Origin of the sequence: Rhodococcus cerastii, from assembly GCF_033042195.1 — a bacterium.
Classification (GTDB): domain Bacteria; phylum Actinomycetota; class Actinomycetes; order Mycobacteriales; family Mycobacteriaceae; genus Rhodococcoides.
Genome location: NZ_JAWLKF010000007.1, coordinates 35,788 through 55,017, shown reverse-complemented (window position 1 = coordinate 55,017; position 19,230 = coordinate 35,788). Strand labels below are relative to the sequence as shown.

At 61.6% G+C, this 19,230-nt stretch carries 19 protein-coding genes; 10 read left to right on the top strand and 9 right to left on the bottom strand.

Annotated elements, in window-relative coordinates:
- Positions 1-127: 127 nt before the first annotated feature.
- Positions 128-1,309 (bottom strand): ROK family transcriptional regulator, encoded by a 1,182-nt coding sequence (locus R3P93_RS14300; protein WP_317533311.1) that lies wholly within the window; start codon positions 1,307-1,309, stop codon positions 128-130.
- A 142-nt stretch (positions 1,310-1,451) separates the two neighbouring features.
- On the opposite strand from R3P93_RS14300, the gene edd reads away from it, so the two are divergent.
- On the top strand, positions 1,452-3,275 hold the full coding sequence (gene edd, locus R3P93_RS14295) for a phosphogluconate dehydratase (RefSeq protein WP_317533310.1): 1,824 nt from the start codon (positions 1,452-1,454) through the stop codon (positions 3,273-3,275).
- A 30-nt stretch (positions 3,276-3,305) separates the two neighbouring features.
- Positions 3,306-3,935, top strand: a complete 630-nt coding sequence (gene eda, locus R3P93_RS14290) for a bifunctional 4-hydroxy-2-oxoglutarate aldolase/2-dehydro-3-deoxy-phosphogluconate aldolase (protein ID WP_317533309.1) — start codon at positions 3,306-3,308, stop codon at positions 3,933-3,935.
- Positions 3,936-3,954: 19 nt separating this feature from the next.
- Here the strand turns inward: eda and R3P93_RS14285 are convergent, their stop codons facing one another.
- Positions 3,955-4,725 carry an SDR family NAD(P)-dependent oxidoreductase gene (locus tag R3P93_RS14285; RefSeq protein ID WP_317533308.1) on the bottom strand — a complete coding sequence of 257 codons (771 nt, stop codon included), beginning with the start codon at positions 4,723-4,725 and terminating at the stop codon, positions 3,955-3,957.
- Between the two features lie 102 nt (positions 4,726-4,827).
- Between R3P93_RS14285 and R3P93_RS14280 the strand changes: the two genes are divergently transcribed.
- The 4 genes from R3P93_RS14280 to ychF all read left to right on the top strand — a co-directional run bounded on the left by R3P93_RS14280 (position 4,828) and on the right by ychF (position 8,008).
- Positions 4,828-5,664 carry a helix-turn-helix domain-containing protein gene (locus R3P93_RS14280; RefSeq protein ID WP_317533307.1) on the top strand — a complete coding sequence of 279 codons (837 nt, stop codon included), beginning with the start codon at positions 4,828-4,830 and terminating at the stop codon, positions 5,662-5,664.
- 94 nt (positions 5,665-5,758) lie between these two features.
- On the top strand, positions 5,759-6,073 hold the full coding sequence (locus R3P93_RS14275) for a CD225/dispanin family protein (protein WP_317533306.1): 315 nt from the start codon (positions 5,759-5,761) through the stop codon (positions 6,071-6,073).
- Between the two features lie 48 nt (positions 6,074-6,121).
- Positions 6,122-6,916: a TIGR03620 family F420-dependent LLM class oxidoreductase gene (locus tag R3P93_RS14270; RefSeq protein ID WP_317533305.1), complete on the top strand. Its 795-nt coding sequence runs from the start codon at positions 6,122-6,124 to the stop codon at positions 6,914-6,916.
- Between the two features lie 12 nt (positions 6,917-6,928).
- A complete protein-coding gene (gene ychF, locus R3P93_RS14265; RefSeq protein WP_121873315.1) occupies positions 6,929-8,008 on the top strand; it encodes a redox-regulated ATPase YchF in 1,080 nt (359 codons plus the stop codon).
- A 637-nt stretch (positions 8,009-8,645) separates the two neighbouring features.
- Here the strand turns inward: ychF and R3P93_RS14260 are convergent.
- The 5 genes from R3P93_RS14260 to R3P93_RS14240 form a co-directional block, all read right to left on the bottom strand.
- Complete coding sequence (locus R3P93_RS14260) at positions 8,646-9,467, bottom strand: hypothetical protein (protein ID WP_317533304.1); 822 nt, start codon at positions 9,465-9,467, stop codon at positions 8,646-8,648.
- Positions 9,464-10,285 (bottom strand): hypothetical protein, encoded by an 822-nt coding sequence (locus tag R3P93_RS14255; RefSeq protein ID WP_317533303.1) that lies wholly within the window; start codon positions 10,283-10,285, stop codon positions 9,464-9,466. The genes R3P93_RS14260 and R3P93_RS14255 overlap by 4 nt, the downstream gene beginning before the upstream one ends.
- Before the next feature lie 693 nt (positions 10,286-10,978).
- The gene (locus R3P93_RS14250) at positions 10,979-11,797 is read right to left on the bottom strand and encodes a TRADD-N-associated membrane domain-containing protein (protein WP_317533302.1); all 819 of its coding nucleotides are present in this window, start codon (positions 11,795-11,797) and stop codon (positions 10,979-10,981) included.
- A gap of 1,085 nt (positions 11,798-12,882) precedes the next feature.
- Positions 12,883-14,109 carry a DUF6575 domain-containing protein gene (locus R3P93_RS14245; protein ID WP_317533301.1) on the bottom strand — a complete coding sequence of 409 codons (1,227 nt, stop codon included), beginning with the start codon at positions 14,107-14,109 and terminating at the stop codon, positions 12,883-12,885.
- Positions 14,106-14,513: a hypothetical protein gene (locus tag R3P93_RS14240; RefSeq protein WP_317533300.1), complete on the bottom strand. Its 408-nt coding sequence runs from the start codon at positions 14,511-14,513 to the stop codon at positions 14,106-14,108. Before R3P93_RS14240 ends, R3P93_RS14245 begins: the two co-directional genes overlap by 4 nt.
- A 577-nt stretch (positions 14,514-15,090) precedes the next feature.
- Here R3P93_RS14240 and R3P93_RS14235 point away from each other — a divergent pair.
- The 4 genes from R3P93_RS14235 to R3P93_RS14220 all read left to right on the top strand — a co-directional run bounded on the left by R3P93_RS14235 (position 15,091) and on the right by R3P93_RS14220 (position 17,272).
- Entirely contained in the window at positions 15,091-15,336 is a 246-nt protein-coding gene (locus tag R3P93_RS14235; protein ID WP_317533299.1) for a hypothetical protein, read from the top strand.
- 6 nt (positions 15,337-15,342) lie between these two features.
- Entirely contained in the window at positions 15,343-16,017 is a 675-nt protein-coding gene (locus tag R3P93_RS14230; protein WP_317533368.1) for an alpha/beta hydrolase-fold protein, read from the top strand.
- 112 nt (positions 16,018-16,129) lie between these two features.
- Positions 16,130-16,483 (top strand): DUF1801 domain-containing protein, encoded by a 354-nt coding sequence (locus tag R3P93_RS14225; protein WP_317533298.1) that lies wholly within the window; start codon positions 16,130-16,132, stop codon positions 16,481-16,483.
- Between the two features lie 171 nt (positions 16,484-16,654).
- Positions 16,655-17,272, top strand: coding sequence for a class I SAM-dependent methyltransferase (locus R3P93_RS14220; RefSeq protein ID WP_317533297.1), 618 nt, complete (start codon positions 16,655-16,657; stop codon positions 17,270-17,272).
- A gap of 24 nt (positions 17,273-17,296) precedes the next feature.
- Here R3P93_RS14220 and R3P93_RS14215 read toward each other — a convergent pair whose 3' ends face one another.
- A complete protein-coding gene (locus R3P93_RS14215) occupies positions 17,297-18,304 on the bottom strand; it encodes a polysaccharide pyruvyl transferase family protein (RefSeq protein WP_317533296.1) in 1,008 nt (335 codons plus the stop codon).
- Positions 18,301-19,203, bottom strand: coding sequence for a glycosyltransferase (locus R3P93_RS14210; RefSeq protein WP_317533295.1), 903 nt, complete (start codon positions 19,201-19,203; stop codon positions 18,301-18,303). Before R3P93_RS14210 ends, R3P93_RS14215 begins: the two co-directional genes overlap by 4 nt.
- Positions 19,204-19,230: the final 27 nt, after the last annotated feature.

Genomic DNA, 19,230 nt, shown 5'->3' with positions numbered 1-19,230 from the left:
GGATCGCAGGTGTGACTGCGATCACCCTATGTGGGCCGCCGGTGTGCGTCCTCGAATCGACGCATCGCGGTGCGCCCGGCGGTCGCTGGAGTGCGACGAGCGGCAACCGCGGCGACGATGCCCGCGGTCAGCCGCCCAGTGCGTCGTCGACGGCCCGGGCGCTGAGCACCTGATCCAGCACCAGCGCCGCACTGCCGATCACCCCGGAGAGGTCACCGTGGGTGGTGGCCTGGATGGTGAGGGCCTTGGTGGCCAGCGCGGTTGCGTTTCCGTAGACGGTCTCGCGGAGGCCGGCGACGAAGATGTCGTAGGCGTTCGCCATGTCGCCGCCGACGATGAGGACCTCGGGGTTGAGCAGGTTGACGGCACCGGCCAGAGTTTCACCGATGTGGCGTCCGCTGTCGCGAATGAGTCTGCGCGCTTCGGGGTCACCGCTCACCGCGAGATCGACGACGCCGCGAACGTGGCCCACTTCGCGGCCCTGCTCGTTGAGTGCGCGCACAAGAGCCCAGCCGCCCGCGATGGCTTCGAGGCAGCCGCTGTCGCCGCACCTGCACGCGACCCCTGCCGCGGCAGCGGTCTTGGTGTGGCCGAATTCGCCTGCAGCGCCCAACGATCCGCGCTGCAATGCGCCGCCTGCGACGATTCCGGCACCGAGCCCGGTCGAGGCCTTGACGAGTAGGGCGTTCTGGAAGCGATCTCGATTGTCGCGGCGTTCGGCCAACACCATGGCGTTGGCGTCGTTGTCGAGGAAGACCGGAGCAGACGTGGTGTCGGCGAAGAACGGTGCCAGCGGCACTCCGTCCCAGCCGTGCATGATCGGCGAGTCCAGGCTGCACCCTCGGTCGGTGTCGGCGGTGCCGGGGATGGACAGTCCGACGCCGAGGATGCGGTGGTCGGTTCGGTGCGATTCGTCGAGCAATGCCTGCAAGCGCTTGGTGATCTGCGGCATCAGCTCGTCCGGGCCGACGCCGATTTCCTGATCGACGGTATCGCTCGCGAGCAACTCGCCGCCGAGGGTGAACACGCCCAGCTGGGAGCGGCTGCGTCCGATCGCGGCGGCGAGCACCACACCGGCGTCGATGTCGAAGGACAGTCTCGCCGGGGGTCTACCGCCGGTGGAGTGCGTGTCCTCGGTTTCGATGACCAGGCCGAGCTCGGTGAGCGCGGCGACGCGGGAGGCGACGGCCGACCGTGAGAGTCCGGTGATTCGGCCGAGTTCGGCACGAGTAGCTGCTTCTCTGTCGCGAATCAGAGCGAAAACCTCACCTGCCGTCGCAGGTGGAGCGCTCAGGCGCGGCATGGTCATAAACGCCATTCAACCAACTGGCAACTTTTACGGCAACAGCCTAAGAAGTGCCACTTATAACTTTGAAAAGCATAAGTTGGGTTGTCGGTCGACCTAATTGGCCTTAGGGTGAGTGATGAGAGACCGAACATCGGAGATACTCATGGACACACTTCATCCGGTCCTGCGTCAGGTCACCGACCGCATCGCAGACCGCAGCCAGTCCGACCGCACCGCCTACCTCGCGCGAATCGCATCGGCCGGGGATCGAGGCCCGGCCCGTGGCCGCCTCGCCTGCGCCAACATCGCTCACGGCTTCGCAGCCTCCGGCAAGGCCGACAAGCAGGCCCTGCGCGGCATGGTCAAGCCCAACATTGCGATCGTCTCCGCCTACAACGACATGCTCTCGGCGCACAAGCCGTTCGAGACCTATCCGGCCGTGCTGAAGAAGTCGGTCATCGACGCCGGCGGCATCGCGCAGTTCGCCGGTGGGGTCCCCGCCATGTGCGACGGCATCACCCAGGGCCGTGACGGCATGCAGCTCTCGCTGTTCAGTCGCGACATCATCGCGATGTCGACCGCAATCGCGTTGTCTCACGACATGTTCGACGCCACCCTGATGCTCGGGGTGTGCGACAAGATCGTCCCCGGAATGCTCATCGGCGCACTGAGTTTCGGCCATCTGCCTGCGGTGTTCGTGCCCGCCGGGCCGATGACGTCCGGACTCCCCAACGGGGAGAAGGCAAAAGCGCGCCAGCTCTACGCCGAGGGCAAGGTGGGGCGCGAGGCTCTGCTCGACGCCGAGGCCGCGTCGTATCACGGTAGTGGTACCTGCACGTTCTTCGGAACAGCCAATTCCAATCAGTTGCTCATGGAGGTCATGGGCCTGCATCTGCCGGGATCGTCGTTCGTCAACCCCGGAACCGCGATGCGCGACGCGTTGACCCGCGAGGCCGCCCACGTCGTCACCGGTCTGACGTCGCTCGGCGACAATTACACGCCGGTGGGGGAGGTCGTCGACGTCAAGTCGATCGTCAACGGCTGCGTTGCACTGCTCGCCACCGGCGGCTCGACCAATCACACGATGCACCTCGTCGCCATCGCGAAAGCCGCGGGTATCACGTTGACCTGGCAGGACCTGTCCGATCTGTCGGCCGTCGTGCCGCTGATGGCCCGGATCTACCCGAACGGCAAGGCCGACGTGAATCACTTCCACGCGGCCGGTGGACTCGGGTTCGTCATCGGGTCTCTGCTCGACGCCGGGTTGATGCACGAGGATGTGAAAACCGTTGCCGGGCCGGGTCTGCGGCGCTACACGCAGGAGCCGAAGCTCGACGGCGACGGGGTGATGTGGCAGGACGGTACTCGGATGAGCCACGACGACACCGTGTTACGAGGCGCGAACGAGCCGTTCAGCGCCGACGGCGGACTGAAGATGCTGACCGGGCCAATCGGTAAGTGCGTCATCAAGACTTCTGCACTGGCACCCGAACATCGCGTGGTCACCGGACCGGCGCGAGTGTTCGATGATCAAGCCGACTTCCTCGAGGCATTCGAAGCAGGGCTACTCGACGGCGACTTCGTTGCCGTGCTGCGTTATCAGGGCCCGAAGGCCAACGGTATGCCCGAGTTGCACAAGCTCACCCCGGCTCTCGGAATTTTGCAGGACAAGGGACGTTCCGTCGCGCTGATCACGGACGGCCGAATGTCCGGTGCCTCCGGCAAAGTCGCTGCGGCAATTCACCTCACGCCCGAGGCCGCGAGTGGGGGACCGATCGCGAAAATTCTCGACGGTGACATCATCACCCTCGATTCCCTCGGTGGCACACTGTCGATCGACGTACCGCTCGACGAGTTCGAGGCACGGCCGGTCACCGGCCGAGCCTTGGACAAGGACGAGTGGTCCAGCACCGGTCGGGACCTGTTCTCGGGCATGCGTGCGCTCGTCGGCCCTGCCGACGAGGGTGCAATGTTCGTCATGCGCTGAGCCCCTGTAACTCCAGAAGAAGGTAAGAACGTGACTGCATCTCTGCTCGACCGCGTCCCCGTCATCCCTGTCGTCGTCATCGAGAACCTCGATCATGCCGTTCCGATCGCCCGCGCCCTGGTGGCGGGCGGAGTGCCCGTCATCGAGCTGACCCTGCGGACACCGGTGGCCCTCGACGCCATCGAGCGCATCGCCGCCGAGGTTCCCGACATCCTCGTCGGTGCCGGCACCATCATCACCCCCGGTCAGGCCAAGCAGGCCGCCGATGCGGGCGCTCAGTTCCTGGTGTCGCCGGGCTGCACGCCTTCCCTGACGAAGTCCATGCGAGATACCGGATTACCGCATCTGCCCGGTGCCGCAACTGTGTCCGAGGTGCTCACCCTCCTCGAAGCCGGCTACACCGAGCTCAAGTTCTTCCCGGCCGAGGCGTCGGGCGGGGCGAACTTCCTGAAGTCGATCCACTCGCCGATCCCGGCCGCACGCTTCTGCCCGACGGGTGGCATCTCGACCGAAAATGCCTCGACGTACTTGGCTCTGCCGAACGTCGGCTGCGTCGGGGGATCGTGGCTCACTCCGGGTTCGGCCGTTGCGCAGGAGGATTGGGACGCCGTCACTCGGTTGGCCGAGGCCACCTCGACGCTGAAGACCTCAGCTCAGTAGCGGTCTTCGGTACGCGCGTTCATCCGCGGGTGACCGAGATACCGCCGTCGACGTAGAGCGTTGTGCCGTGCACCATCGCGGCGTCGTCGGAGACCAGGAACAACACACCGTTCGCGATGTCCTGGGGCGAAAGAACAGTGCCTGCAGGCGTTCCGGCCGTCATGGCGTCCAACACCTCCCGCGCATCCTCGTTGCCCGGCGTCAGCGTCGCACCGGGTGCGAGGGCGTTCACCCGCACGCCGCGTGGACCGAACTCGGCGGCCCAACTGCGCGTGAGTTGTTCGTCGGCGGCCTTGGTTGCGGAGTACATCGCGGCGAACGGGCTCCCCATCGTGGCCATCCACGATCCGATGTTCACGATGACGCCGCTGCCGCGCTCAGCCATGGCCGGTGCCAATTCACCGACCAGCACGTGTGGAGCACGAACGTTGACGGCGAGCATCGCATCGAGCTCCTCGTCGGCGAGATCTGCGGTTGCGGTGGCGGGATAGATGCCGGCATTGTTGACGAGAATGTCGACTCGGCCGCCGAGTGCAGCGGTAGCGACGCCCGCGAACCCGCGGATGTCCTGGTAGCTGCCGGAGAGGTCCACCGGCACGAAACTCGCGGTGCCGCCGGCCCCGGAGATTCGATCGACCACCGCCGAACCCTTCGCGGAGTCGCGGCCGCTGACGACGATCGATGCTCCGTGCGCGGCGAGAGTCGAGGCGATTGCGGCACCGATACCGCTGGTGGATCCGGTGATGACGGCGGTCCGTCCGGAAAGTCGCTGTGATGTAGAAGAAGTCATGACGTCATGTCTACGGGCGGTGAACACGGCCATCCAGGCGTCACTCGACCTAGGTCTGACATGACCAGGCTGGTAACCATCGTTGTCGCTACTGTGGAATTCGTGAGCAACGACAGGTCCGCCCTCAGCGCATTTCTGCGTGATCGGCGCGACCGCATCACCCCCACCGAGGCCGGACTGCGCACGTATCCCGGTACCCGACGAGTGCCTGGACTGCGGCGGGAAGAACTTGCTGCGATGGCCGGAGTGAGCCCGGATTACTACAGCAAGCTCGAACAGGGTCGTCAGGCGAACGTGTCGATCGAGGTGCTGCGAGCGATCGCTCGGGCGCTGAAGTTGAACGAGGTGGAGTCGGCTCATCTGCTCGACCTTGCGTCTCCCGCCGGATCCGTCGATGACGCCACTGAGCGACCGGATCCGGGATTGCTCCAGGTGATGAGGACGCTCGATCACGTTCCTGTGCTGCTACTCGGACGCTCGGGCACCATCCTGGCCAGCAACGCATTGGTTCGATCAGTGCTGAGTTTGCCCTCGGCGGCCGGAGAATCACTGTTCGACTATCTGTTTCGCAATCCCATCGCCCGCGAGCGAATCGTCAACTGGTCGCAGTTCGCGGCCGCCGCGGTCGCCAATCTGCGCCGCGACCTCGCCCGTCGCCCCAGGGACCGTGCGCTCACTGCGTTGATCGACGAATTGCGTTCCAGCGAGCCATGTTTCGAGCAATGGTGGAGCGACCACGAGGTTCGAGAATTCGAGCGTGCAACAAAGATCATTCAGCATCCGGCGGCGGGGACCCTCGAATTCGGTATCGAGTTTCTGACCTCGCCCAGCGAGCCGACTCAGAGTCTCATCGTCTACACGGTCGAGGACGGGTCGAGTACCGCCAAGATCCTGCCGATCCTGGCGAGCTGGGACCCCAATTCGGCAATCACCACCTGAACTCGGGATCGACCGGATTCGATTCGGTGGAACCCAACGGGTCGGTGCGGCGTCCTACTAGCTGTCCGTCATCGAACAATCGGGGGAAATGGTCATGTCGAATCCGTACGAGCAGTCAGAGTTTCAGCAGCCCTATCCGGCAGCGCAGTCCTATGTGCAGGCACCGACTCTGCCGTCGTCCAATGCGGGATGGGCCGTCGTCGCCATCATCTTCTTCTGGCCGTTGGCCATCCCGGCGTTCAATCACGCACTGAAGGTGCACCCGCTGTGGATGATGGGAGATGCTCAGGGCGCGCACTATTCGTCGAATCGTGCCGGGTTCTTCGGAAAGCTGTCGCTGGGGATTTTCGTCGTCCTCATAGTCCTGTACTTCGCCTTCATTGCACTGGTCGTCGCGAACTCGTACTAGGTCCCGACACTTGACCTCGACATAACTCGAGGTTCTAGCGTCGTAGCCATGGACACACTCGGTCTCGGCAGAATCGGCATTTCCATCGACGTATCGCCATCGTATCTCGACGACGTGCGCGAGTTGGAGGCACTTGGATTCACCTCGTTCTGGCTGCCGGGCGGGCAGATCGATCGACTCGGCAGGCTGACCGATCTGGTTCGGGCGACCGAGACAGCGAACATCGTTCCGGGCATCGTGCCGGTCGATGTGTACTCGCCTGCGCAGACCGGGAAGCTGTTCGACGAGCTCTCGCCCAGCGGTCGATTCGTCCTCGGGCTCGGTGGGCCGCAGACTGCGCGGCCATTGGCCGCATTGCATCGCTACCTTGACGAGTTGGCTGTGCCATCGGATCGAATTCTGCTCGCGGCGCTCGGGCCGAAGAAGCTGGAGATGGCCCGCGATCGCGCTGCCGGCGCGATCGGGTTGCTCGTGACGCCCGAGTGGACGGCGCAGGCGCGGCACTCTCTGGGGACGGCCGAGCTGGTTGTCGATCAGTTTGTCGTCGTGGAATCCGATACGGATCGTGCCCGTACTGCCGCCCGTGAGCCGCTGAGCTTTCTCGCCACAGTCCCTGGCTATCGGCAGAACTTTCTGCGCATGGGATTCACAGGGGCCGACGTCGACCAGCTCAGCGACCGTTTGGTCGACGCGCTGGTGGTGTGGGGGAGCGTCGGCGACATCGCCGATCGAGTGGCCGCCCACCACGAGGCCGGGGCGGATCACGTCGTTCTTGCGCCGCTCGGCGCGTCGAGCATCGCTGCTGGCCGGGCACTGTCCGAGCTGGTGGTGTTGTCAAAGTAGACTCCATAGACCGTGAGCCTCACCCTCGGAATCGTCGGACTGCCCAACGTCGGCAAGTCCACCCTCTTCAATGCACTGACCAACAACGATGTGCTGGCCGCGAACTATCCGTTCGCCACCATCGAGCCCAACGTCGGTGTGGTCGCGCTGCCGGATCCCCGGCTCGAGAAGCTGGCCGAGGTGTTCGGTTCGGAGAAGCTCGTGCCCGCGCTGGTGTCGTTCGTCGACATCGCCGGCATCGTCAAGGGTGCGTCCGAGGGCGCAGGTCTGGGCAACAAGTTCCTCGCCAACATTCGTGAGGCCGACGCCATCTGCCAGGTTGTTCGTGTCTTCGCCGACGACGACGTGGTGCACGTCGACGGTCGCGTCGACCCGACCGCCGATATCGAGGTCATCGAAACCGAACTCGCGATCGCAGATCTGCAGACGCTAGAAAAGGCCATCCCGCGCCTCGAGAAAGAGGTGCGGATCAAGAAGGATCGCAAGCCTGCACTCGACGCGGCGCTGGCAGCGCAGGCTGTACTGAACGATGGCAAGACGCTGTTCTCGGCCAAGGCGAAGCTGGACTTCGAGCTGCTCGGTGAATTCCAGCTGCTCACCACCAAGCCGTTCCTCTACGTCTTCAACGCCGACGAGTCGGTGCTCACCGACGATGCGAAGATCGGCGAACTCGCGCGCCTCGTCGCTCCCGCCGACGCCGTGTTCCTCGATGCGAAGATCGAATCCGAGTTGCTCGAACTCGACAAGGAATCGGCAGCGGAACTGCTCGAGTCGGTCGGACAGACCGAGCCCGGTCTCGACGCTCTCGCCCGCGCCGGCTTCCACACTCTCGGTCTGCAGACCTACCTCACCGCAGGCCCGAAAGAGGCCCGCGCGTGGACCATTCATCGTGGTGACACCGCACCGCAGGCAGCGGGCGTCATTCACACCGACTTCGAGCGCGGATTCATCAAGGCCGAAATCGTCTCCTTCGACGACCTGATTGCCGCGGGTTCCATGGCCTCGGCCAAGGCTGCAGGCAAAGTGCGCATCGAGGGCAAGGAATACATCATGTCCGACGGCGATGTGGTGGAGTTCCGCTTCAACGTGTAACCGCTGGTCAGTCGTCGCGCGGATGGGTCGATGGACACTGTCGGAGACTTGACTAAACGGGCGACTGCCGACCATTCGCAGAACGCTGCGTTTGGGACCCCTCCCAACGTCGCTCATATTTCGACGGCGTACTTAGCAACTGCCAATCGAAGCTGGAGCTAGCTGAATCTAATCCGTCCACATTGAATCGCGTGGTACGACGAACCCTGTGTCTGGTCACCAATTCAGCAACTATCAGGGTGGTCTTAGTTGCTTCGGTCTATTGGAGCATCCGAAGATCACAGCACGATTGCTTCAGCGGGCGGTCTGGACCGGCGAAGTCCGCAAAGGCTGGTCAACTGACTCGACGTGTTGGTCGACCGCACCCGCAATGGAGATCATCTCGGGTAGCATCCGTCCAACAGGTCAGAAGCTTGCTCAGTGCACCCACTGCTCGCGTGCACTTGGCCGCGCCTGCGCCCGTTAATGCAAGTGTCAAGGCTTCCCTGGAAACGCAATTAAAGGCGAGGACCCACGGTTCTGTAGGTCATTGGGAAAATGTGGGAAAAGGGTTCAATTGATGAAATGCCGGGTGATGGCGAACCGATTGGTCGGCTTCATTCGCTTGAGACCGGCTCGAACAAACTGAGCACGATAGTTAAGAGGTGTCCCCAGACGTTCTGGGAGTGAACATCGCATCGGCATCGGCCATTTCGGTACATCGATTCTCAAGGTAGTCGCTGAGCTCGTGCTCAGACAGTTCAGCGGAGTGAGTGCGCTCCTCAGTGTCCGTCGGTAGGGGGTAGTCGAAGGGGGTTGGCCGGTAGGGATTCTGCGTCCCGCCATCCCACTTGTCCAGTTCTAGGGCTAGTTTGTGGATCGCCCCGATCGTAACCGTTGCAGTCCGGAGGGAAACGTCGAGACGGCGAAGGCCAATGACTTCTGCCCGGTCTTCACCACTGAGCCGAAGCTTGTGGTGCTGCAGTACTTTCGCCTGAGCAATTGAGACGTTTGGGATTTGGTAGGCGGCCCAAACATAGGGGCCGGACCCCAGTCTCGAACTGAGTAGAGCAGCCGCAGCAGATAGATCCACGTTCGCACGCGTGGCAGATTTGATGAACGTAGTGACGCTTCCAAGGTCGGTCTCGCGGACGAAACTGGCGCAGTCCTCCAGAAGGTTGTCGGCGATGCGACGAGCTGTTGCAGCATAATCAAGACCAAATCCGTGCCGTCGCTCAAGTTCGCGGGCAGCTCGGTCGGCCTCGAGCTGTGTATTCAGTGCTTTGCGGTCCGCCTCAAGGGTGCCGTTGAAGTACCGACCGGCAAGCCAAAGACCAAGACCGGCAACTACCAGGGGCAGCCCGACGTCGGCGATCCACTCCACCGTCGCAAACCGTGACAGCAATGCCGTGAATGACCTCCAAATGTTGACGGCCGCGGACGCGAGCCATCCGATGACCGCGGGATCGCCGTCGGTCATCGCTGGGTGTTCGTTGCGGTGCTTGCAGGCTGATCGCTCAAGGTTGAAGAGGCTTCCCCGGCGAACACTTCCCACGCCTCTTTGGCTTGGCTGGGGAGTACGAGCATTCCGCCTGCGGCTCCGGTAGCGAGCGTGATGGCAGCGAGCAGTTTGCCGACTTTCTGCAGGAGGGTGCGGCCCTCGGGTGTGGTGGGAATGCCTGTGTTGGTGAGGGTGCGGATCATTGCGCCGTGGACTTCGTCGGCTGAGGACTGGACTACGCGGGTACCGACGAGCTCGGCCGCATCAAGGGCGGCGATGACACGGCCGAGTTGTTCGGTTACGAAGTAGCGAAGTTGCTCGTCCAAGTCGTTGGAGCCGTATATCTCGGCGATCAGCTGTGTGACGCGCTCACGTAGTTCGACAAGGGTCGCGGTGGTGACAGGTGGGTGGGTAGTGAGGTTCTGCAGCCAGTAGTGGGCGGCTTCGAGACTTGCCATCTCTTCAACGTCGATGACTCGGCTGACGGCGGAGGTCGGGCCGGCGAGATTGTAGAAGGCGGTGTGGAGGGCTTTGCTGACGGTGGGGTGCCAGCGGCGATAGAACATGAACTGGGCACTGTTGACGTCGAGTCCGGTGCGGTTTGCGGCGTCGATCAGCGCCTTTTCGGTTTCGTCCGGCAGCGCCAATAGTCGGCCGATACTGGTGAAGACCTCGGCGTGAGTTTCAGCATCGAGCAGTGGACGAAGGTTGTCGCGCAGGGAGATGTCGGCGTTGGCGTTCCTGATCTTGGTGAGGATGGTGTGGAGTCTGTAGGCGGGGTTGCAGATGTCGGTCACGGAACGATCCTTGTCGATTCGTGGCACTACCGGGTGTAGGCCGCCATTCAAGTGTGACGGCTGGGTGAAACTCGAGCGATGGTCAGTGCTTGTCAGCCCCACCCCTCGCAATTTTGGTGGGAGCTGGTGTGTTCGCGATGCAGCGGGTCGGAATGAGAGACGGCCCCGAATTCGCCGACCACGACGCCAGCAGGCGGGACCCAAACATGTTCGTCTATGAATCTTCTCGGTCGCCTGCCGCATCGCCATCCACGCCTACTACACGCACTTGAGACTGTCGAAAACTGCGACCTGGTCGGCGCTGATCGTCATCGACCTGGCCCGGTTGGCGGCGTTCACTGCGCCCGCCTGACCATCAACCCGCCCGCACCGCCAACCCGATAGACCCCGACTCGTACCGAGGAACCGAGCGCCGCCGACCGACATCGCCTTGCGCACCCGGCGCAAGGCGGGTCGAAAACCGCAGTCTCGAACCGCTCAGCCAGCACCTCAACCTGACGAAAGATCAAGGCTAGATGGCCACCGCTAGTCAGCTCTATGAGTCCAGTTGGCAGGAGTGACTGGCCTGCACGACGACGCCCATGCTGCCGTCACGGATGCGATGTGAGCGGCCTTGGCGCACCTGGCATTTGGGAGAGGGATGCGAGGGTGATCAGAGATTGAGGCCCCAGGTCGTCGGCCGTTCAGCTTCGTCTAGGAAAACGAAGGCCGGTTTTCTAACGCAGATCGGTACACAGCCTCAGGGTGGCCACTTTGAGTGCTGCTTTGCATAACTAGCGATAGTGCGATGGTAGAGAAGACATACTCTCGCTGAGCCTCGTCCTTTAGATTTGCCGCAATGGAAAGCGATTGATTTAACCGGTTCGAATCATTGACGGCCTGGTTGAGGTGCGCAAAATTCTCGTTCGCTACCTTCTCTGCCGCATCTGCGCGCTGGAATATTAGCGACCCGAAAATGGTCGGTACAGCGCCGCAGACGCCTGTGAATATGCCTACGTCAAGTGCTGAGAATAGAGCTAATCCGACTCCTAAAATTACAACCGCGAGCCCCAGGATGATGCTCGCGATTGAAAGCAAGCGTAGTATCGAATTTTGACGTTCTGCAGATCTAAGGTGATTAAGGTATAAGTTGGCTCGTTTGGTCGTAAACTCATCTATATTCGATTTGATTTCGGCTTGTTGGACGTATTTTGCCGCTTTATCATCCAGTGTGGCGAGGTCTGCAGCAGAGATGTCGCTGACGCTGCCGCTACTCTCTGGATTTCCACCGTCAATTGAACCAAGGTGAAGTTCAAGAAAATCGTATAGCTCTTCACGGTTCTTCTTCCCGATGGCCTCAAGGTCTCCCACTAACTCCTCGGCCTCGTTGAGCTGTTCCTTGCGATTGCTGGTGCGGACAAAGGCGCTAACAGCTGCTGCGGCACTTGATATCCCAACCGCCGCCGAGGCAGCGGTAAGTGGCCAGGTCGAGTCCCCGCCTTCGAAGAAGGAAGCCAACAGTTGCGTGGTCATTGGAGCATTCTGCACTATGGAAAACCCACCTCGGGAGTCTTGGGCTAGTTTGGTGCAAAGTGCTCAGTTGAACGACGCATTGTTGCTGCTCAAGCGACTAGCCGCGGCCTGGGCAGCGTTCAGCTTCAACGACTAGGAAGCTCTCAGCGCGACGGGTAAGCCGAGTTCGGACCGACCTGAGACTCGACAACCGCTTGCCTACGGTTTTTTCCGGACGGCGTCGGTCTAGTCCCGAACAGGAGTGGTTGAGCCCCGATGCGGGGGCCGGCGGGGTTTAAACAGGGCTAAGTTAGGCCTTGAAGATCGGCGCGCGAGGGCATGTTGCGGTGCGGGCACGGTAGCCCAGCCAACGGGCTTATTCGCGACGACATGCCCCGACACCATCGAGAAGAGGTGACGTTCTTGAGGGTGCCGCAAGTAGAGCGGTTGGCTGTTGCTTTGGAGTCCGTGGCCATCGACGCTGGCAGTAGCGACTCGACGGCCACGGCATGCTGGTGCGGTTCACCGCGCAGACCAGAATGCGTGCCAGCGAAATCTGCGGTCTGCGGGGGAAGAACGTCAACAGGTTGCGCCGGCTGGTCGCGGTTAGCGAATCAGTCAGCACGAGCAGTTCTGGGGAGTGGTAGGTGGTTCCGCCGCAGTCCAACAGACTTGAGACGTACCGTTGACTCCCGTCCTCGCATCATCACTCGCGGCTGATGGAAAAGAGCAGGCGAAACGGGGTGCGCTCGGCCCCGGCCGTGTATGTGTGGCAGACCCCGGTTATGTCTGAGGCAGAGCCCTGCGGGTCGACACCGATGCACTGGTGCCGAGTCTTCTACTTGCCGCACTCGAAAGATGCTGCAATAGTCGCGGGGTCGCCAGATACGCTGCGCTCCCACGATCTCCGACATACTTGCGCCGCGCTTCTCATTGCGGCCGACGTGTCAGCGAAGGCCATTCAAGCTCACCTTTGCCAATCTTCCTTCAAAGTTGCGATGGAGATTTACGGGGACCTCTATGACGACGTCTCAGACGCGGTCACGGATGTGAGCGGTGCCGCCTTCGCTGTTTTGGCACAGCGATCAGATCGAACTTGTGGATGCTCAGGGGGCAGTCGCGCCATCAGTCGGGACTGGGTTAATTTGCATCAGGCGGTATGTGTATTGCGTGGCGTTGGTCAATTCGTCGGTCACGCTCGTCACTGACAGGACCATATCGTAGAAGGCCCCGAGAGGGGCCTGCTTGAATCCCGAAAGTGCTTGTTCATCAACGTATCCCGTGTATGTCTGTTCGCTGGACGGATTATCCGCACCGAATGTCGAATGGTCAACGTCGCCCCTGAACAGGCGCATACGCGCTCGAACTTCCGGCTCGATTTGATCAGGGGTTAAGTAATTAAGGGTCGCAAGCATTCGTTGAATTTTCAAAGAGGACAGCTTTGCTTCAGTGAACTCCGCTGACTCATTGGCTGCAACAAGGCTGACCGGCCCCCCGATGTTGTCGAATTGTTTTACAAGGCTACGGAAACTTCTCTGCGCACGAGTATTGAGGGACTTCACTTGTTCTTTGAATTCCAGTTTCGTGTCGTCCATGGAAAAAATTAACACTATAGCGTTTGAGCTATCCTCGAACGGGGAGCCAAACAGATTCATGAAGCCCATTGATGCAATATCAATCACGAAACTTGCGGCTGTCAAGCTGACGATTTCGCTGGCCATTGTTTCCTGAATATTCGTTGGCACGCGTCCGCGCAGCGCAGCTTCTCTACCAGACAGTGCTTGTGAGTATCCCATGTTGTCCAATAGGTTTTGGGTGAGGACTAGGAGATTGCCAACTGCTCGAGTAGGAGCGACCGTCCGTCGACTGGCGGTTGGTTCCACTTCGACACGAAGGAATGGCCGCGCCTCGCGCATCGCTCGACGAGCGAGTTCTGATGGCCTCTCTGCACGGGGTGCTGTATCGGTGTGTCGCTCTATCCGATAATTTGTGCCGGGAAGCCATTCTTCCTGAATTTCGGGTCCACTAATTAGTCGCTCGATCGTGTCCACGTTTTCACCATCCGTGGGGGTGCGAACCAGATACACGAAGTCCTCGGCATTCAGGAATGCTGCCCGAACTGTTATCCCACCGGAACGTGCAATGCTGAACCGTTCATTCGATATTGGCAGGTAAAGCCAGAGGTCGTGATCGGGGGCTTCCTCGGCCCAAGCGGCCAAGTAACGCTGGCCCGACGCGGACGATGCTGCAAAAAGGCGTGGTCCGTCGTAAAACTCGAACGTCTCATCAATCTCAAGACGCCCAAGTGCTGTTCCGACCGGAACCCAACTCATGCCACGACCTCGCAGTTTCCCCAGTCGTTGTCAGCCGCCGGCCTCCACCACGTGTGGTGATTCTGGTTGCCCCCCGTTTGTTTAAGGACCCCCGAGCCTGAGACGTCTACCTTGGCGATCAACTTCTTGCGCAAGGGGCCTACTGCTTCACGTGTCCGTTCCGCTGCAAGTTGCTCGTCAAAGACGCTGAACCCTGACGCCATGCACTCTTGGTCGCCGAAGTCCTTGTTCTTAAAGCGGGCACCTGCCCGTTTAAGCTCCACGTGGCTGAGCGTGTCCTCGCCTGTCGGCGGGGCCGCGTCGACCAGCCGGAAGTAGAGACCAACCGCCCGTGCGGCGTCAGCAGGAGGGCACTGGTCCGGATAGTGGTCCGGCCAGATGATGTCTACTCCTCCTCCAGTCATTCGCAGATCTTCGCACAGCACTCCGACGTTCCTCAGACTCGGCGGGTAAGCCGAGCGGGGCATCGTGAGCTAGGGGGATGAAACGGGAATGTCTCGAACCTAGCGCTATGCGTTCTACCTGGTCGGAGGATTGTGTTTGGTCTTGCTCGCGTTCCGCTTCAAGGTCTAGCCCGACGTGCGACATCAGTAGGTCACCCGGGCATGTCACTTGTTGGGAGCCCACTGGAAGCTCGCGGCCTAGGTTAAGTACTGAACTATTCAAATGGGTGCGGCACAAAACAGGCTGAATCCCGGATTTTTCACAAGTTGCTGACGATTTAGTCCGATTCGTGCCATTCCTTCTTGCAAGATTGCCTCGACGACAGCGGGCCACAGCGCCGCGGGCAGTGGGGGTTCTATGCTCGGCGTGCGGCCGGTTCTGGTGGTGATCGCAGTTCTGCTCACCTGCCTAGCGGGCGTGCCCGCCGCTGCTCAAGACATCGACACTGAAAATCCTGCACCGAGCCAGCCTGCGCGGATCGAGAACCGAATCAATACCGGCCCGACGCTAACGTGGCTGTCGGTGTACTCGCCGAGCATGGATCGGACCATAGAGGTGCAGGTTCTGACCTCCGCGGAGCGTAAAGGCCCGCGCCCGACGCTGTACATGCTCAGCCGATCCGGGGAGAACGAACCGTCGAGCAGCATCTGGCTTCGCAAGGGCAACGCGGCGGAGTTCTTCCGTGACAAGAACATCAACGTGGTTCTCCCGCTTGTCGGTCCAGCGAGCTTCTACACCGACGGGGAGAACAACGACCCCCGCCTCGGCCCCTACCGCTTCTAAACCTTTCTGACGCAGGAGCTTCCGCCGCTGATCGACGCGGAGTTCGAGGGCAACGGCAGTGACGGTGTGGCGGGCCTGTCGAGGGGCGCTCAGTCGGCGATGATGCTGGCCGCCCGGAACCCGGACAAGTACTCGGCCGTCGCGGCGTACAGCGGGTGCTTTCTATCCGAGGGCATACTCGGGCAAACCGTCCTGCGAAGCATCGTCGCCGGTTACGGCGGCAAAGCGGACAATATGCTCGGCGGGTCCCTCAACGCGGGGTGGGCCGCCCACGACCTGTTGGTAAACGCAGAACCGCTGCGCGGAATGTCGATCTACCTCTTTTCCGCCAGCGGCCCCCGGTCCGCACGAGCGGTACGAGACGCTCGAAGACCTCGACACGCTGGTGATCGGCGGGGCGATCGAAGTAGGCACCGATTTCTGCACGCGACTGCTGCGCGACAGGCTTGTCGAGCTGAACATGCCGGCCACGTTCGATCTGGGCAGCCCTGGTACGCACTCGTGGCCGTGCTGGGCCGATCAGCTTGCGAAGAGCTGGCCGACGCTGGCCGCGGGGCTCGAGCCGTGAGCTTGTCCAGTCGACGAATGTGCAGACTCTTTGGCGCAGTACGACCGAGTGTCGGATATTCTTATCGCGGTGGTACGCGCCACCGACTGCGCTTCCACGTGGCAACCACGTGAATCATCGAGGAGAGGCCTGACCAGCTCAGGACATGTCCGGATGGGGTGCGGCGCAGAATTGCGCCATCTTCATTCCGCCGATGCCCGACATCGGTTGACGAAAGGACATGACATGTCGTCGAAGGACGAGAAGAATTTGGCTCAGGTGATCGAAAAGATCTCGAAGATGGACGAACCTCGGCGTTCGGTCATGCAACGTGTGCACGACATCATCGTGTCCGCGGCCCCCACGTTGAAGCCGCGGATCTGGTACGGAATGCCCGCCTACGCGAAGTCGGCGAGCACGCCGGCGCTCGTGACGCTGCGCAACGACGATCGATTGAATCTAGCCATCACCGAGAAGGCGGCATTTCACGCTGCCGGTGGCGCGGACGGGCAATTGATGCCGGCGGCGTGGTACTTCGAGACTGTGGACGACGCTACGGCGCAGCGTATCGCCGAGATTGTTCGTTCTGTCGTCGACTGAGCGAGCACGCTCGGTAGACCGAGGGTCCCGGCGGGACAACGAGCCCACGGGACCCTCGCCATGACGGAAGATCCAACAGGTTCGTGGCGGCGTGTTCTGCGAGTGGGCGTCGTCGTCTGCGCCGCCCACCGATGCTGACTACGCTCCGAATCAGACGATAGGAGAACGTGAATGGGTCTGCAGGAACTCGAGGCATTGGTGCACCGAACAGCCACTGCTGGGGAACCTTTCGAGCGGGGAGCCGACGAGGCGGAGCAGGCATATTTGTCTTCGCTTGCGGCACGGCCGAGTACGAAGCTGATCTGTGAGGTCGGGTTCAATGCCGGCTTCTCGAGTTGGGCGTTCCTCGACGCATCGACCGACACGACCGTCGTGTCGTTCGACCTGGCCGCCTATGCCTACAGCGACGCCGCGAAAGCCCATATCGACGAACACTTTCCGGGCCGACACACGCTGATTCAGGGTGACTCGCACACCACTATCGCGGCCTACGCGAAGGAACATCCGGACATGCGGTTCGACGTCATCTTCATCGACGGAGACCACTCGGTGGAGGGGGCTCGCACAGACCTCGACGATCTACGTGCGCTCGCTACCGCAGAATCGGTCGTGATCATGGACGACATCACCCCGTGGCTCTGGTTCGGCGAAGGCCCCACTAAGGCGTGGCAGGAAGCGGTCGACGAGGGTCGGATTCTGCACACGCAGTACTTTCGCGACGGTGAACCTGTCGAGGCGGTGGAACCTCCCGCCGCTCGCGCCTGGGCCGAGGGCCGCTACCCCTTCTGAACTTCCGCGCGGTGCAAGCAGCGTTCATCCACGACAGTCGGACACGGCCTGCCGAACCAACTCGGCAGCCTCGTCGGAGTTCGATGCGTAGTGGACATTGTCGAAGCGGTGCAGGTAGGCGTCGTAGATGCCGGAGACCTTCTTGTTCGCGTTGTCCATCGCCACGACACGCTTACCCATCATTGCGGCCAGTACGGCAGCGTGCAGTCGATCGGTGAGGACAATGGGCGCAAGGTTCAGAATGCGTTGCGCCACACGAAGGTTGAGCTTGGCTGTTTGCTCGTACGAGCGTAGGAGAGCGGGGTAGAGCAGCCGATTCGTTCTGGGGAAACGTTGCGCAATCAGAGTCGGCAGCATCACCGCCGTCGAGATCGCCAGATCCGTTCCGCGTAGGCCCCAGTCGTAGTGCACGGACGAGGCGTCGATGTTCACCGCCGCGTGGCCGAGGCTTTCCGAATCGGCGCGCAGGAGTTTCACGACGTCCACAGCAGATCCTTCGGTGCTTCGAGCGATGTCGGCACCGAACGCCATGTCCGGACAGTATTCGACGCGGTTGCTCGGGAAATGGGCGAGCGCCAACTCGTACGAACGCTTTTCACGCAGCATCAGGGTCAGATCCGGGTGCTGTGCGTACAGGGCTGCGGTCCGCGTAAGGGCGTCGGTGTCGGCAAAGTCGATGCTCTGGGGGAGGCAGACGATCTTGTTGCGAGGAAACCGCGCAACGATCGTTTCACGGAATTTTTGGTCGATCGGCCACCGGTCACCGAAATTTCCCCCGCCTTGCAGAAACAGGGTCCCGTCACCGATTCGTTCCTCGAGAAGAGCATGGTTGTGAGTGAACGGATCCGACACGTAGTCGACGTGCACGTTCAACCGCTTCAAATACTCGACCTCGCCGGCGTAGATGAGCGAGTCGCCGGCGTTGTAATGATTCGGAAAATCCAAGTGAGCCACACGATCTCCCGGTGCCGCGTGAGTCCGTAGGACGGCGAGAGTCTCCTCGCGTATCGCGTCGATTGTCTTGCGGGTCATCGGACGCTCGGTCGCTGTCGTCGGCCCAGCGTCGTCACTCGAATCCGCAGTGCGCCGTAGTGAATCCCGATGTAGTGAGCCCACAGACCGACGGGCATCGGTCTCAGTAATTTCGGTAGCCACGGATTACGAACTGTCGCAAGATAAAAGATCGACACTGCATGTACGGGGATCCGGACGAACGACGACGGGTGCGGGCAGCCCGCCGCACGGTGCTTCGTCGACAGTTGGTAGGACGTGTGCCCGTAGGCGCGGCCTTGCACGAACGATCGGCGGACAGTGGTTCTGATGCGGTAAGCGACCAACGCATCGGCGGCATGTCCGAGCGTCAATCCCGCTTGCTGAATCCTCCACGAGTAATCGACGTCCTCGGCACCGCCGATGAGGTCCTCGTCGAAGTCTCCGACCTTCTCGAAAACTTCACGCCACATTGCGAAGTTGCTGCCCGGCGCGTACGGCAGGTAGGCAGTGGAAAACAGAGCACCGGGTGGCGGTACATTTCGCCACTCCGCCACGTCCGCCGAATTGAGGGATTCGATTTCCAGTGCGCCGCCCACGGCGTCGAAGCTGTCGAGCGCACGCACCATCGCAGTCAGCCACGTCGGATGAGCGACGTCGTCATGGTCGACGACGGCCACGATGTCACCGCGTGCGGCTTTCACTCCGACGTTTCTGGCGTATGACACTCCACGCTTGGCGGAGGCGTCGACCCTACGCATCGACAGAGGCAGGGACAGTTCTTCGAGGTGTGCGCGCAGGCCATCGCTCGAGCCGTTGTCGCTGATTATGAGCTCGACATCGCCCGTGTAGTCCTGTGCGGCGATGGCCTCGAGCTGCTCGTCCAGATCGGGCAAACCGTTGTACACGGGGAGGACGATGGAAACCAGACTGATCGGCACGGTCTGACCCTACCGCGAATTCGAGCG

Bases quoted from the DNA above. Each gene is read 5' to 3' on its own strand.
- R3P93_RS14300 (WP_317533311.1), bottom strand. From the start codon at position 1,309: ATGACCATGCCGCGCCTGAGCGCTCCACCTGCGACGGCAGGTGAGGTT.
- edd (WP_317533310.1), top strand. From the start codon at position 1,452: ATGGACACACTTCATCCGGTCCTGCGTCAGGTCACCGACCGCATCGCA.
- R3P93_RS14285 (WP_317533308.1), bottom strand. From the start codon at position 4,725: ATGACTTCTTCTACATCACAGCGACTTTCCGGACGGACCGCCGTCATC.
- R3P93_RS14275 (WP_317533306.1), top strand. From the start codon at position 5,759: ATGTCGAATCCGTACGAGCAGTCAGAGTTTCAGCAGCCCTATCCGGCA.
- R3P93_RS14270 (WP_317533305.1), top strand. From the start codon at position 6,122: ATGGACACACTCGGTCTCGGCAGAATCGGCATTTCCATCGACGTATCG.
- R3P93_RS14260 (WP_317533304.1), bottom strand. From the start codon at position 9,467: ATGACCGACGGCGATCCCGCGGTCATCGGATGGCTCGCGTCCGCGGCC.
- R3P93_RS14250 (WP_317533302.1), bottom strand. From the start codon at position 11,797: ATGACCACGCAACTGTTGGCTTCCTTCTTCGAAGGCGGGGACTCGACC.
- R3P93_RS14245 (WP_317533301.1), bottom strand. From the start codon at position 14,109: ATGAGTTGGGTTCCGGTCGGAACAGCACTTGGGCGTCTTGAGATTGAT.
- R3P93_RS14240 (WP_317533300.1), bottom strand. From the start codon at position 14,513: ATGACTGGAGGAGGAGTAGACATCATCTGGCCGGACCACTATCCGGAC.
- R3P93_RS14235 (WP_317533299.1), top strand. From the start codon at position 15,091: ATGGATCGGACCATAGAGGTGCAGGTTCTGACCTCCGCGGAGCGTAAA.
- R3P93_RS14225 (WP_317533298.1), top strand. From the start codon at position 16,130: ATGTCGTCGAAGGACGAGAAGAATTTGGCTCAGGTGATCGAAAAGATC.
- R3P93_RS14220 (WP_317533297.1), top strand. From the start codon at position 16,655: ATGGGTCTGCAGGAACTCGAGGCATTGGTGCACCGAACAGCCACTGCT.
- R3P93_RS14215 (WP_317533296.1), bottom strand. From the start codon at position 18,304: ATGACCCGCAAGACAATCGACGCGATACGCGAGGAGACTCTCGCCGTC.